General features: G+C 49.0%; 11 protein-coding genes. 7 read left to right on the forward strand and 4 right to left on the reverse strand.

Features of this window, described 5'->3' with window-relative positions:
* Positions 1-272: 272 nt before the first annotated feature.
* Positions 273-977 (forward strand): purine-nucleoside phosphorylase, encoded by a 705-nt coding sequence (deoD, locus tag AC6IB1_RS02565; protein ID WP_115660314.1) that lies wholly within the window; start codon positions 273-275, stop codon positions 975-977.
* Between the two features lie 104 nt (positions 978-1,081).
* Positions 1,082-2,236: an MFS transporter TsgA gene (gene tsgA / locus AC6IB1_RS02570; protein ID WP_497566223.1), complete on the forward strand. Its 1,155-nt coding sequence runs from the start codon at positions 1,082-1,084 to the stop codon at positions 2,234-2,236.
* 57 nt (positions 2,237-2,293) lie between these two features.
* Here the strand turns inward: tsgA and AC6IB1_RS02575 are convergent, their stop codons facing one another.
* Positions 2,294-2,968: a Crp/Fnr family transcriptional regulator gene (locus tag AC6IB1_RS02575; protein ID WP_005504894.1), complete on the reverse strand. Its 675-nt coding sequence runs from the start codon at positions 2,966-2,968 to the stop codon at positions 2,294-2,296.
* A 221-nt stretch (positions 2,969-3,189) separates the two neighbouring features.
* A complete protein-coding gene (locus tag AC6IB1_RS02580; protein ID WP_497566224.1) occupies positions 3,190-4,839 on the reverse strand; it encodes an FAD-dependent oxidoreductase in 1,650 nt (549 codons plus the stop codon).
* Between the two features lie 206 nt (positions 4,840-5,045).
* Here AC6IB1_RS02580 and AC6IB1_RS02585 point away from each other — a divergent pair, with 206 nt between their 5' ends.
* The 5 genes from AC6IB1_RS02585 to AC6IB1_RS02605 all read left to right on the forward strand — a co-directional run bounded on the left by AC6IB1_RS02585 (position 5,046) and on the right by AC6IB1_RS02605 (position 8,408).
* Positions 5,046-5,471, forward strand: coding sequence for a YeeE/YedE family protein (locus AC6IB1_RS02585; protein WP_497566225.1), 426 nt, complete (start codon positions 5,046-5,048; stop codon positions 5,469-5,471).
* 10 nt (positions 5,472-5,481) lie between these two features.
* On the forward strand, positions 5,482-5,928 hold the full coding sequence (locus AC6IB1_RS02590) for a YeeE/YedE family protein (protein ID WP_005504889.1): 447 nt from the start codon (positions 5,482-5,484) through the stop codon (positions 5,926-5,928).
* Between the two features lie 92 nt (positions 5,929-6,020).
* Positions 6,021-6,254, forward strand: a complete 234-nt coding sequence (locus AC6IB1_RS02595) for a Rho-binding antiterminator (protein WP_497566226.1) — start codon at positions 6,021-6,023, stop codon at positions 6,252-6,254.
* Positions 6,255-6,508: 254 nt separating this feature from the next.
* Positions 6,509-7,327 (forward strand): formate dehydrogenase accessory sulfurtransferase FdhD, encoded by an 819-nt coding sequence (gene fdhD / locus AC6IB1_RS02600; protein WP_497566227.1) that lies wholly within the window; start codon positions 6,509-6,511, stop codon positions 7,325-7,327.
* 370 nt (positions 7,328-7,697) lie between these two features.
* Entirely contained in the window at positions 7,698-8,408 is a 711-nt protein-coding gene (locus tag AC6IB1_RS02605; RefSeq protein ID WP_497566228.1) for a DUF1223 domain-containing protein, read from the forward strand.
* Positions 8,409-8,466: 58 nt separating this feature from the next.
* On the opposite strand, the gene AC6IB1_RS02610 is transcribed toward AC6IB1_RS02605, so the two are convergent.
* Positions 8,467-10,218: a two-component system response regulator gene (locus AC6IB1_RS02610; RefSeq protein WP_497566229.1), complete on the reverse strand. Its 1,752-nt coding sequence runs from the start codon at positions 10,216-10,218 to the stop codon at positions 8,467-8,469.
* Positions 10,208-12,889 (reverse strand): response regulator, encoded by a 2,682-nt coding sequence (locus tag AC6IB1_RS02615; RefSeq protein ID WP_497566230.1) that lies wholly within the window; start codon positions 12,887-12,889, stop codon positions 10,208-10,210. The genes AC6IB1_RS02610 and AC6IB1_RS02615 overlap by 11 nt, the downstream gene beginning before the upstream one ends.
* Positions 12,890-13,238: the final 349 nt, after the last annotated feature.

A 13,238-nucleotide genomic window follows, 5' to 3' on the forward strand; every position in this document is an offset into this window, starting at 1 on the left:
ACTTTATCAAAGCGAAATCCCTACGAAATCTCGTTTCTTTTAAACACGTTACTGATATGAAACCTTACATGTACACCGTCGCCCTAGTCGTCCTCTCATCCTTCCCAAACTTGCACCAAACCTCACATACTCAACCCAAGATGATCACTCGGCATTTTTCAGCCTGAAAATAAAATCTGAGATCCTGCCCTTTAAAAGCGGACTTTTGTCCTGATTGTCTAAGGTAGCCGTAAGTAATATTTGCGCCATTAAAACCAAACAGGAAACACAAGATGACTGCTCATATTGCTGGCTGCGCCGAAGATTTTGCGGATACCGTGATCATGCCGGGTGACCCACTTCGCGCAAAGTACATTGCTGAAACCTACCTGGACGATGCCGTATTGGTTACTGATGTCCGTAACATGCTCGGCTATACCGGTTACTACAAAGGTCACCGAATCTCTGTGATGGGGCATGGTATGGGTATCCCTTCCATGGTGCTTTATGGTCACGAATTAATTCACGATTTTGGTGTTAAGCGCATCATCCGCATTGGTAGTGTTGGCGCGACGCAAAAATACGTAAAAATGCGCGATGTGATCCTGGCGCAGGCGGCAGGTACAGATTCACCAACCAACGCTAAACGCAGCAGCGGCTACCACATGGCAACATCTGCGTCGTTTGAACTGCTGCATACCGCCTATTGCGTGGCAAAAGAAAAAGAGATCGATGTAAAAGTCGGCAACGTGTTTACCGGCGATCTTTACTACGATCCCGACGAAGACTTGATCCCGGCGCTGGAACGTTTCGGCGTGTTGGGTGTGGATATGGAAGTGGCTGGACTGTATGGTTTAGCGCACCAATTCGGTATTGAAGCACTGGCGATCCTGACTGTCTCTGACCACTGTATCACTGGCGAAGAAACCACGGCAGAAGAACGCCAACTCTCTTTTAACAACATGATTGAAATTGCGTTGGAAACCGCCATTAAATAAACCCGTCAGGGCGGCACAAGCCGCCTTTCTATAAAAGCAATAATGATTCAGGGCGGGGTATGACTTCGCAAAACATCACCGCCCAGCTCTCTACCGGGGTGCACATGAAAAACAGAATCACACTCACCGCGATCAGCTTTTTAGCCAACTTTATTATGGCGGGTTTTGCCACACAGTTTGGCATGCTGATCGAACCTATCGCAAACGCCTACAACGCAGATGTCAACGAGGTTGCGTCTATCTTCTCGCTGCTTAACGGTGGCGCGTTGGCAGGCACCATTGCCGCTTTCTTCATCATTGAAAAAGTGGGCGTAAAACGCATGACACTGCTGTGCTACTCAACCATTGCCGCAATGGCTGCGTTGATGCACTTCGTGCCGTCACTGAGCATGGTTATGGTTGCCATGACCATCATTGGTTTCTGCGGCGGCGTTGGCCTGTGCATTGCCGGCACCATTGTGGTGTCAGTATGGAAAGATAAAATCCAGAGCACCATGCTGGTGGTACAGGATGCGACGTTCAATGTGGCTGGTGTTATCTTCCCGCTTATTACAACCTATGCTCTGACAAATGCACTGGGCTGGAGCATCAGTTACCTGAGCATTGGCCTGGTGGCACTGGCAACCACACTGATGGTAATTGCAACCAACTTTTCCTCCTGTGAAGCCCCGGCAGAAACACAGGAAGAAGCAAAATCTGAATGGAATTTCGGCATCATCAGCGGCGGTATCGGTCTGTTCCTGGGTATGCTTGCGCTGTACACCTTCCTGACCTGGGCGCCGATGTTTGTGAAAGAAAAATTCGATATTCCTTTCGAACAAGCGGGTCAGATTATTACCCAGTATTGGTCCGCAGCATTGATTGGTGCGCTGGTTTCAACCGTCATCGTGGCACGTGTGAAGATTCAACATTTCCTGTTGGCTATCATCTCAATGGCACTGGCCCTGACCGCCATGATTGTGACTACCCAGCAGGTCGAATGGCTTTCTTATCTCACTTACGGTTACGGCTTTGTATGTGCCGCACTTTACAATGCCTTTATCGCGTATGGCGTCTCTTTCGTGCGCAATGCGAGCAGCAAAAATGTTTCATACATTTTGATCAGCGGCAGCGCCGGTGCCATGTTCAGCCCGGCAATCAGCGCCATGTTTGAAAGCATCATTGGCTTGCAAGCAGTGATGTATGCCATTCCTGTGATTTATGGTGTGATCGTTGCCATGCTGCTGTCTTCCCTGAAACTGACAAAACCTGCTGCGTAACCGTCAAGACAGACAACGACATTGTATGGATGAAAGGGTCAGCCTTTGTGCTGACCCTTATTGCATCAAATACGCTTCCAGTTTTTTAATGTCGACGATTTCAATGTCATGCTTTTTCTTGACGATCAGCCCCAGATTTTCCAGCTCTTTCACTGCGCGCCGGTAAACACGGTCAGACGTCGCAAACCGTTCTGCTTCCAAGTAATCCTTTTGATAGCCTTCAACAGGGAGTGCATTCAAGTGACGCTGGTAGATGTCATACGCCACGTTATAGGCGATAGGAAACAGCATTCTCCGGGCCAGGATCTCTACGGTATCCTGATAGTCGATAGCAATCGCACTGGCAAAAAACAGCGACAGGCGCGGCTGGGCAAGCAACGCAAGCTGCAACTTGTTGGCATCTAACTCAGCCACTTCAATCGGTTCACTGGCGACAATATCCATTTGGCAGAGATAACCAGAGAAAAACTCCATTTCGCCAAACAACTGTTGGTCGCAATCCAGTGTGCCAAGCGAAAAGGTTTTGCCGTTCCGTGCAGTCATACTCATGGAAACCCTTCCTGATTCAACAAGATACAGGTAATTGACCGGCTCTCCCTGACTCAGCACTTTTTCATTTTCATCATACAGGCGCCGCCTTAAGATACAGCTGCGGACGGTCCGGTTGATAAGCGCCATGTTACTGCTCCATTCGGACTCAAACCGGCCTTTTCCCAATGGCTGTAACTGCATAACCCTCTCTCACTCTCAAAAATAACCTGCAGGTTCTACCAGTCGCAGGCAACAACACAGGCTGATCTCACACAGAATAAACGCGATTAATATCACAAAATCAGTATGACGCCACAATATTGATGCACGGTTATTTATCGTTATCGCCACAGCTTTCTTAGCACCCTGTGTCAAAGAAAGCTGTGTGAGTCATCAATCTGGGATTTTTTGACGCTAGCCTTCTATTGCTGTTGTGAAAATTTCCAGGTGCGATAGCCACCAAGCAGGTTCCGGGCTTTAAAGCCGTTATTCACTAGCTGGCGGTATGCCACATGGCCACGCAAGCCTACCTGACAGGCAACGATAATTTCTTTCTCTTTTGGCAGCTCATTGATTCGCTGGCGAAGCTGATCAACCGGAATATTCACTGCATTCGGGAAGCGCCCTACCGATTCCAGCTCGCCCGGATTACGTACATCCAGCAGGATCTGATCATCGGTCAGTGTCTCGATGTCGTGATAATGAATCGCGCGGACATCACCTTTCATCACGTTTGTCGCCACAAAAGCTGCCTGGTTAATCACATCTTTGGCACTGCCATACGGTGGCGCATACGTCAGTTCAACATGCTGCAATTGCTCAACAGTCATCCCTGCACGCTGCGCGACCGCAAGAATGTCAATACGCTTGTCAACACCATCTTTACCCACTGCCTGCGCGCCCAGTATTTTTCCGGAGTCCGGCGCAAACAACAGTTTGAGGGACACCACTTCCGCCCCTGGGTAGTAGCTGGCATGGCTGGCAGTATGGACATAGACTTTTTCATAGCCGATGCCTTCACGCTGGAGGGTCTTTTCATTTTTTCCGGTCGATGCCACGGCCAGATCAAACACTTTGCAGATTGCCGTGCCTTGTGTGCCCTGATAGGTTTCCCGCGCACCGAGCATGTTGTCGGCTGCCATGCGTCCCTGCCGGTTTGCTGGCCCCGCCAGTGGCACCAACGTCTGTTTGCCTGTCACCAGATCTTTCTCTTCAACAGCATCACCGACGGCATAAATAAACGGATCGCTGGTTTGCATTTCTTCATTGACCCAAATGCCGCCCAGCTCACCAATTCTTAACCCCGCTGCTTTGGCGAGCGAAATCTCAGGACGCACACCAATCGCCATGATCAACAGCCCGGTTTTAAGCTGTTCTCCATGATTGAATGACAGTGTCAGCCCATTACCATGGTGTTCCACCGACTCAAGCGCTGTCCCCAGACGGAGGTCAACGCCTTTGGCCCGAATTTCCTGATGGACAAAGCCTGCCATCTCTTTATCCACCGGTGTCATCACCTGATCGGCCATTTCAACCAGAGAGGTCTGGATACCCAGTTGATGAAACGCTTCCATCATTTCAAGGCCGATAAACCCACCACCGACGACTGTTGCATGGGTTGGCTTGTTGGCTTGGATCGCGTTAATGATGCGATCCATATCGGGAATGTTACGAAGTGAAAATGTCAGGGGGTTGTCGATACCCGTGATTGGCGGAACAACGGGGCTGGCACCGGGACTGAGCAGCAGGAAATCATAGCGTTCTTCATACTCAGTCCCTTCAGGCAGGTTCTTCACCGTAACGGTCTTTGTGTCGCGGTTGATTGAAATGACTTCATTCATTACCCGCACATCAACATTAAAACGGGCAAGGAAGCTCTCCGGCGTTTGCAACAACAGCTTGTTGCGATCTTTGATGTCGCCACCGATATGATACGGCAGCCCGCAGTTGGCGAAAGACACAAATTCGCCGCGTTCAAACATGATGATCTCAGCATCTTCACTCAGACGTCTTGCTCTTGCTGCCGCTGATGCACCGCCAGCCACACCACCAACAATGAGGATCTTAACCATACGTAACTCCTGTTTTATAAATCTCCGGACAAACAAACACAGTAGGGCTGACCGACTTTATATATCAAACATTATCAGTATCAGCACACTACATTAGTTAAAACTCATATGCAAATAACTAATTTAGCATTGACTTATATATGGTAATGAATTCTAATGCCTTCACTTTCTTCAGGTTGCAGATTTACTTTAGTTAAGGAGAGAAAATGACGTTCCAAATTCCATGGGATGCACTTTTTGGGGGTGCACTGGTTGGTGTATCAGGACTTGCTCTGATGATCCTGAACGGCCGGGTTGCAGGAATTAGTGGCATTATCAGTGGCCTTTTCACATCCGGAAAATCTGAGTTTTCATGGCGGCTTTTATTCCTTATTGGCATGGTCCTGGCGGGTCTTTCTGCCTCTGCCATGGGATTTTCATTTCCGGACTTTAAATCACTGGCGGCAGAAAGCTCTCCATTGATGATCATCACTGCCGGGCTGTTGGTTGGCATCGGAACCAAGCTCTCTAACGGCTGTACCAGTGGGCATGGCATCTGTGGTATTGGCCGCCTTTCCAAGCGCTCGATTGTGGCGACCCTGACCTTTATGGCAGCGGCTTTTGCAACTGTCTTTGTCCGTTTTCATGTCTAGGAGAACCCCTATGCTTTTTAAAATCGTTGCCTTGTTTTCCGGGTTTCTGTTCGGTTTAGGATTGATGATTTCCGGGTTGGTTGACCCCGCTAAAGTCATCGGGTTTCTGGATATATTTGGCCATTGGGATCCAAGCCTGGCATTTGTTATGGGAAGTGCACTGGGAACCTTCTTACCCGGTTATTTCTTATTGGTCCGCAAGCTCTCTAAACCTGTATTGTCAGATGCATTCTGCGTGAATAAAACACAGCATATTGATAAAAAATTACTATCAGGATCATTGCTCTTCGGTACAGGCTGGGGGTTGGCAGGGATATGTCCTGGGCCATCTGTTACTGCTTTGGGATCAGGCTCTGGCATGATTGCGTTATTCTTTGCCAGCATGGTCGCTGGGATGTATTTGGTGACACGGTTATCCACCCATAAAACCAAGCTAATCCCGTCAAATGCAGCGTAACGGTTTGGGGTAAAAAATCAGGATAAAAAGATCCGGTACAGCTTGCTCAAACAAACCGCTTCGCCGTTAATGGAATGGTGGATCTTTTGATATTGATAAAATGTAATAAAGCTGGCTATCTGGCTTTATACCCATTCAACTTGAAGATGAAAGAGGGGGCGAATACGGTTGAAGGTATCGCCAGAGATACGGCACGCAATGTGGCAAAAGAAGAGTGTATTGTGCTCGACATTGAGGGCGAGGACGTTTTGATTGTGCTCGACAAAGTTGCATCGATGACCGCATTGGTCGATAACCCGCACTTCAGTTCTGTTGCATTCAGTTGATGATCATTCAGCTGATTAAGATATGCAATCGCATCCGTGCTTATTTCGGTTGCGACACGGCGTTAAGTCACCTTTTTAATCCATGCTCCAGCACGATAAATGCGTTAACGCTATGCTTCCTGTGACATCATCGCTTGCGGTCAGTGATTTTTTGCGCTTGGTTTTGCAGCTGGATGTGTGTTTTTTATCTCAGGCTGGAGGCGGTATGCCACTCGCTTGAGTAAGACAGATAACGCCGGAGAACAGCGACAGGAATGACCCATCGCAAGACACAAGATGGCAAGACCGAGCCATTACCTCCCCACTCGCTCCATCATTACATTGATGATGCCAGTCAGGTCACGTCGTTTGCCACGCTGCCTACGGAAACGCCGTTAGCCATCAGCTATAACGGCGTCAGCCATGCAGTAATGATGGTGACACCGCAGGACATCGAAGACTTTATCTACGGTTTTTCCTTCAGTGAACGCATCATCCGGGATGGAAATGAAATTCACGACATTGTGATTGAGCAAAAAGACGATGCCCTGATTGCTGCTGTGCAACTGGCCAACCGTGCCCACGCAAGGCTGTCGCTGACAAAACGCCACCTTGCCGGGCGCACCGGCTGTGGTATCTGTGGTACTGAGTCGCTCGACCATGCAATGCCAGCGTTTGATCCCTTACCCTATATCGCCACACTGGAGAACAGCAGTATCATCAACCTGCGTGAAAGCCTGCGTCAATGGCAGTCACTCGGTCATATCAGCGGGGCGGTTCACGCGGCGATGCTGGTAAATGAAGATGGCGACATTTTACTGTGTCGCGAAGATATTGGCCGCCACAACGCGCTGGATAAAGCGCTGGGAACCGTCATCCGTAGCAAGGCATTATCCCCCTCCCAGGCACTACTGGTAACCAGCCGGTGCAGTATCGAGCTAGTGCAAAAAACCATCCTTACGGGTGTTGGCACACTGATCACCCTGGGAACACCCACTTCGCTCGCTGTTAATACAGCCATCCAGGCCAACCTGAACCTGATTCACCTTCCAAGGCAGGATGCCCCGCGCTTTTATAACCGCGCATCTCAGTAGGTGACGAGCTGTTCGCCTGTTAATCCTCTCTTTTCCGTGGGCCACGACGTCGAAACGATATCGATCTTGACTTTGTCTTTCACAGCCCAAAAGGTGGTTTGAGGTTGATTATGGTAACCTTGATCATCTTTTCAACCAGTTTACTTTTTGTAATCTTGTAGAGGTTTTAACCATGGCACCCAAAATAGAAGTAGACAGCCGCGGCAGAAAAACAGCGTAACGAAAAGAATTGCCAGCAGTTGCATTGTCTTCTCCTTGGTTTATATCTCATCTTGCAAAATACCCTTCATGAAAGGGAAAAGACACGCGAATGAAAGAGAACATGGGGTCCACAGGTCTTTGCTTTTATCGGCCACTGACAGGAATTTCTATGCGTACGTTGTTTACCCTCACCCTGCTTTTCACTTTGCTCTCCCCCGCAGCACATGCTGTGCAAACCTGGAAAAACAGTGGTTCTCCAGCGACTGTCGTTGAGCTTTATACTTCAGAAGGTTGCTACAGTTGTCCGCCGGCGGAAGCTGCATTGAACCAATTGAAAAACAAGTCTGCGCTTTGGCAACGTGTTATTCCTATGGCTTTCCATGTCGATTACTGGAACTACATTGGCTGGATTGACCAATATGCCAAGCCAGAATTCAGCCAGCGCCAGCGTGATAAAGTCTCTGACGGCAAAGGTAGTGGTGTATACACGCCCGGTTGGTTTATCAATGATCAGGAATGGCGCGGATTTTTTGCCAGACAACCTGTACCTTATGCAAATGGGCCACTCGCTCCCGCTCTGAAAGCCTCGCTTGATGGCCGAATTCTAAAGATCGAATTCGAGGGTGATGAAACCCTTACCGCACAATTTGCCCTGCTTGCCATGGACATTACCACTCAAGTTAAACGGGGTGAAAATCGGGGTAAAACCCTTGAGCATGATTTTGTGGTGGTGGACTTTGGTAGCCAGTCAGGTCAAAAGCAGTGGCAATTTGTCCTGAATGACGAAACAGCCGCTTCACCGTCTGCCATTGCCGTATGGCTTACCCCATCCACAGGTGGCGTTCCGGTCCAAACCGTCGCAGGCTGGTTAGCGCCCTGACGCTAACCCAACAAAACCTAGCAGGGGCATTTGTAAGTCCCTGTCCATAAATCCTGTATCAATTGGCTTGTACTGAATCATCCCTTTTGCTTTTTGATTCGGGTTTACTTTCTTGGTTATCCAGTAATTTTTTCAGGTTTTCTATATCAACCGGTCGGCTCAAGTAGTAACCCTGTGCCAAATCGCAACCTTTCGATTTTAGCATCTCGAGCTGCTCTTCTGTTTCTACACCCTCTGCCACTGTTTTAATTTGCAACCCCTGAGCCATAGAAATCACCGCCGTTGCCAGCGCTTCTTTCATTTCCACGTCCGTGATACCGTCCACAAACGTACGGTCTATTTTAAGTGCATCGAACGGGAACTGGAGAAGGTAACTCAACGACGAATAACCGGTTCCAAAATCATCCATCGAAAACTCGGTGCCCAGATTGTGGAGCTTTTTGATCATCCTTTTCACGTTAGGCAGGTTGCTTAGCAGCAAGTTTTCTGTGACTTCCAGCTCTAACCGACTGGCTTCAAACCCATGTTTTTCCAGAATACCGGTCAAATCATCGATAAAATGCGGTTGACGAATCTGCTGGGGGGAAATATTGACCGCCAAATGCAAGGGGTTTCCCGACGGATCATTCAACGAAGAAAAATCTTCCATCGCCTTATCCAACACAAACTTGCCGATTTCATAAATAAGATTTGACTGTTCTGCAATTGGAATAAACTCTGCGGGTGCTACTGCACCAAGCTCATCATTGTTCCAGCGAAGTAACGCTTCTGCACCGGTAATACTGTTGTTTTTCAGATCATACAACGGCTGATAAACCAAAGAGAACTCACAGCGGGAGAGCGCCCAGACCAAGTGATATTCGAGCCGCAATCTGCGGTGAACATTATCGTTCATTTCACTGGTGAATAGCCGGAAGCTGTCTTTCCCACCTTCTTTGGCCTGGTGTTTCGCAACGTCAGCATTGCCGAAAAGGCGTTTGAAATCATCGGAGTCCAACGGAGAGAGAGAGAGCCCAATACTGGCGGTCACATGCAATTCGCCACCACCGTTGATTTCAATGGGTTGGTTAATGGCTTTACGCAACTTGCTGGCAAGCTGGCAGGCATTTTCCGTTTGGTGCAACCCGGGTAAGACGATAAGAAATTCATCACCACTGACCCGCCCTACGGTGTCGACTTCCCGTAACGTCTTCACAATACGACGCGATAATTCAACCAGCACCTGATCGCCGACATCATGACTCAGGGTGTCATTGATCATTTTGAAATTATCAATATCTACCAGCATCGCCCCCGTCATCAACCCTCGGCGCAGATCATGGGCAATGGCATATCGCAACCTGTCGAGGGTAAGGTTGCGGTTAGCGAGTCCCGTCAAGGAATCATAGAGCGCGCGCTGCATGATCAAGGCTTCATTACGCCGTATCCTGAGCTGGTTGTAGATACGCAATTTCACCTCTGCCGGTGACACCGGCTTAGAGATGTAGTCAGCGCAACCTATCCTCATCCCCATCTCCCGGCCTTCATCTTCTTGATGTTCGGTGATCAGGATCACTGGGATGTCCTTGGTGTCGAGATCGGTTTTAAAGGTTTGGCAAAGTGAATAACCGTCGATATCGGGCAGTTGAACATCCATCAGGATAAGTCTGGGCACCTCCGATTTTGCCAGCACTTTCGCTTTCTCTCCCGAGGTGGAGAAAATCACTCTGTATTCTTCGCTCAAAATCGCATTCAGGATCCGGATGCTGTTCGGTGAAGCGTCGACAAGCAAAATGGTGTCCTTATCCATGGCGGTAGGGTTAGCGTGCATGCGAAGCTCCTTGTTCATCTGCCAGCCCGATGTCTAATTTGCTCTCTTTGACAAAATGGTTGAAGGCAATGATCGCTTTGGCGTAGTCCAACTCAATCAACTTATCACCCACCGGTTTGAGTTCCCGGGCAAGGTCATGGTAATCAACCAGCATCTGATAGTAGGTATCGATAGCCATCAAATCCTGCGATAGCATTTGGTCGCGGAAAAGGGTCAAACGGGTAATCATCGTGCGGTCTATTTTCTTGCTACTGCCAGCGGTCAACACTGGCGACGAACCCGCCTGCACCGGCTCAATGGCAGTCTGGTTACGCTTGAGGAGGATCTGACCAATTTCCTTGATGGCGTTCTCCATGTCACGCTTAAAATGGCTTAACGGCAGTTGGTAGTCCTCGGGCCCCTGCAGTGCGTTCTGCAACTGCTTGGCAGAGCGGCGCAAGCCAATGATCGATAGGTTGCCGGCACTACCTGCTATGGTATGGGCCACTTCCGATGCCTGGGTTAACTCACCATCTTCAATGCTCCGGTAGATATGATTTTCCTGCCCACGGGACTGATGGACAAAATCACTCAGCAGTTTGAAATAGAGATTTTCATTTCCCATAACCCGTTTGATGCCATCTTCAACATCCACATATTCGTATTCTTCTTCTTGTCCCGTTTTCTCCCCTTCGGTCTTAACAACAGAGGTGACAGCAAGACCAAGGTAACCGGCCAGCTTTTGTAGCAAATTGTCCGCGTCGAGCGGTTTGGGAATGTGATCGTTCATGCCTGCGTCTGCACAGCGGTGGCGGTCCCGCTCCATGGTGTGGGCAGTAACGGCAAAAATGGGTAACGTCTCTCTGTCAGCCGTCTCCCGGATAATACGGGTCGCTTCCAGTCCGTTCATATCTGGCATTTCCAGATCCATCAATATCGCATCATAAAGTTCAGGTGCCGGACACACTTTCACTAAAGCCTCACGGCCAGAAGACGCCAGCTCGACTTGAAAATCATTTGCCATCAGCACCTCACGGACAATTTGCTGGTTAATCGGCATGTCGTCCACCACCAATACCCTGCGGCCGCTGCCATTAACTGTGACACCGGAACCTTGATGTTTGCCGCCAATGATACGGTGGTGCGTTTTTGGCAAGTTCTGCCCCATCACATCCATGATGGTGTCGAACATCACAGACGCGGAAATCGGTTTGTGCAAGTAGCCCGCAATCTGACCGCCGCCCCGCTCTTTATCCACTTTCTTGTGGTCATAGGCACTGATCACGACGACTAACGGGTGTCGGTCTTCCTCCAGCTCGTTCTTCAGTTTCTCCAACAGGTGAAAGCCTTTTTTCCCCGGCATGTGCCAGTCCAACAAAACCAGATCGTAAGGCTCCAGGTTCAGATCAAGGTAACCTTCCACGATGGCAGTGAAGGCACTGTCAACATCACTGGCGGCATCAACATGAAAACCGAGGGATTCCACAATCGCACGGTGTACAGCGATTGAAGAAGGGTTATCGTCAACAATCAAAACCCGTAACCCCCGCAAGTCTACCGGCACAGAGAAACTTTTGTCTGACGTTGCCTTGGCACGTTGTAGCTCTATGTCGAAATAAACGCCTGGTTCACCACCAGAATCAAACTGAACCGTTCCTCCCATCTGCTCAATCAGGTAAGTTGCAATCAACAGGTTGACAGACTCATCGACTTCGGACGTTGCCATCACCAACCTCTCTGCCAGCTCTGCAAGATCATCAACAGTATCTTCTTCATCTGTCACTTTCTGGTTGATAGAAAACGTCAGCTTTGCACTGTGTTGATCCACCTTGCCGGAGGTAATACTCAGGATAAGTGGCCTGCCTTCACCGATGACCATCGCTTCATCAATGATATTCAGTAACACACGGCGGAGTCGATCCGGATCGCCGATCAGCGAGCGGGGCACATCCAATGGCACATTAAAAAGTAGCTCTACTTCCCGGCTTTCCGCCTCACCAAGCAAGTAGTCACGGATACTTTCCAATAGTTGGTCGAGATCAAAAGGTGTGGTTTCCAACGATAGGGAAGATGAACATAGCTCCTCAAAATCACGCAAGTTGTCGCAGATGATGCCCGTTCTCTTGAGCGACCGAACCAGGCTTTCTAGGTATAGCGCCTGTTTATTGCTAAGCGAGGTTTGGTTCAGCATTTGCGCACAGGTGGTGGCCGTCGCCATCATCGGATACAGGGCTGTGTTCGTTTCGGCAAGAATGTTGAAGCTGCGGCTTAACGTATTGGTCACGTTTTTACATGCGTCCGCCGTAAGATGTGTAGACATTTTCAAAAACAGTTCTTGCGGTGCGATGGGGTAAACCACATAGTCGCAGCCACCACTTTCGTATGCCTGTTGCTTTTGCCGGGAAGAAAACGTTTCAGACGTCAGCACAATACGGGTATCACGACAGGTTGGAAGTTGTTGGATCCTGGTGATTTCATCAGCCAGTTTTCCCCCGCCCTCAAACGGGAAATCCATATCGATGACCAGAATATTAACCGGGTGCTGTTCAAGAATCGTCATCAACTTTGCGGGAGTCGCCACTGAACGCAACCAGTACCCGCATTCACTCAACACCTGCTGGTAAAAATCAATATGGGAGAGATCGTCGTCGACGAGCACGATGAGTGGCTCGTTCTTCACCAAACCTGTCATTAGGCCTTCCTTTGAGAGAACTTTTAGGGACGGAGACCGCCTCTACCTACCGCCAATTCATGCACAACTGGCCGATTCTCTGCCGACCTTACAACACGAAACACGAGAAGATTGCCTGGCCTTATTACACGGCAACCTTTTTATCTCATTGGCGAATCTTTCGATTACTTTATAAAACTAGTGGCTTTTCTTCGTGACTGCCAAATCTCTCCCTCTTCTACTTTTAAGGTTCTCAGTTGCATACAGCAATGTTCCTCCTTTCCCAGCCCAACCTTTATGTCAGTTTTATTAGCAAAGTGACGCGTAAAAGAGACTGAATCTCATATATGAAACAAAATGCAAAGAAAAA

It is taken from the genome of Grimontia sp. THUN1695 (assembly GCF_059704325.2).

Bases quoted from the DNA above. Each gene is read 5' to 3' on its own strand.
- tsgA (WP_497566223.1), top strand. From the start codon at position 1,082: ATGAAAAACAGAATCACACTCACCGCGATCAGCTTTTTAGCCAACTTT.
- AC6IB1_RS02575 (WP_005504894.1), bottom strand. From the start codon at position 2,968: ATGCAGTTACAGCCATTGGGAAAAGGCCGGTTTGAGTCCGAATGGAGC.
- AC6IB1_RS02580 (WP_497566224.1), bottom strand. From the start codon at position 4,839: ATGGTTAAGATCCTCATTGTTGGTGGTGTGGCTGGCGGTGCATCAGCG.
- deoD (WP_115660314.1), top strand. From the start codon at position 273: ATGACTGCTCATATTGCTGGCTGCGCCGAAGATTTTGCGGATACCGTG.
- AC6IB1_RS02610 (WP_497566229.1), bottom strand. From the start codon at position 10,218: ATGCACGCTAACCCTACCGCCATGGATAAGGACACCATTTTGCTTGTC.
- AC6IB1_RS02615 (WP_497566230.1), bottom strand. From the start codon at position 12,889: ATGACAGGTTTGGTGAAGAACGAGCCACTCATCGTGCTCGTCGACGAC.
- AC6IB1_RS02585 (WP_497566225.1), top strand. From the start codon at position 5,046: ATGACGTTCCAAATTCCATGGGATGCACTTTTTGGGGGTGCACTGGTT.
- AC6IB1_RS02605 (WP_497566228.1), top strand. From the start codon at position 7,698: ATGCGTACGTTGTTTACCCTCACCCTGCTTTTCACTTTGCTCTCCCCC.
- fdhD (WP_497566227.1), top strand. From the start codon at position 6,509: ATGACCCATCGCAAGACACAAGATGGCAAGACCGAGCCATTACCTCCC.
- AC6IB1_RS02590 (WP_005504889.1), top strand. From the start codon at position 5,482: ATGCTTTTTAAAATCGTTGCCTTGTTTTCCGGGTTTCTGTTCGGTTTA.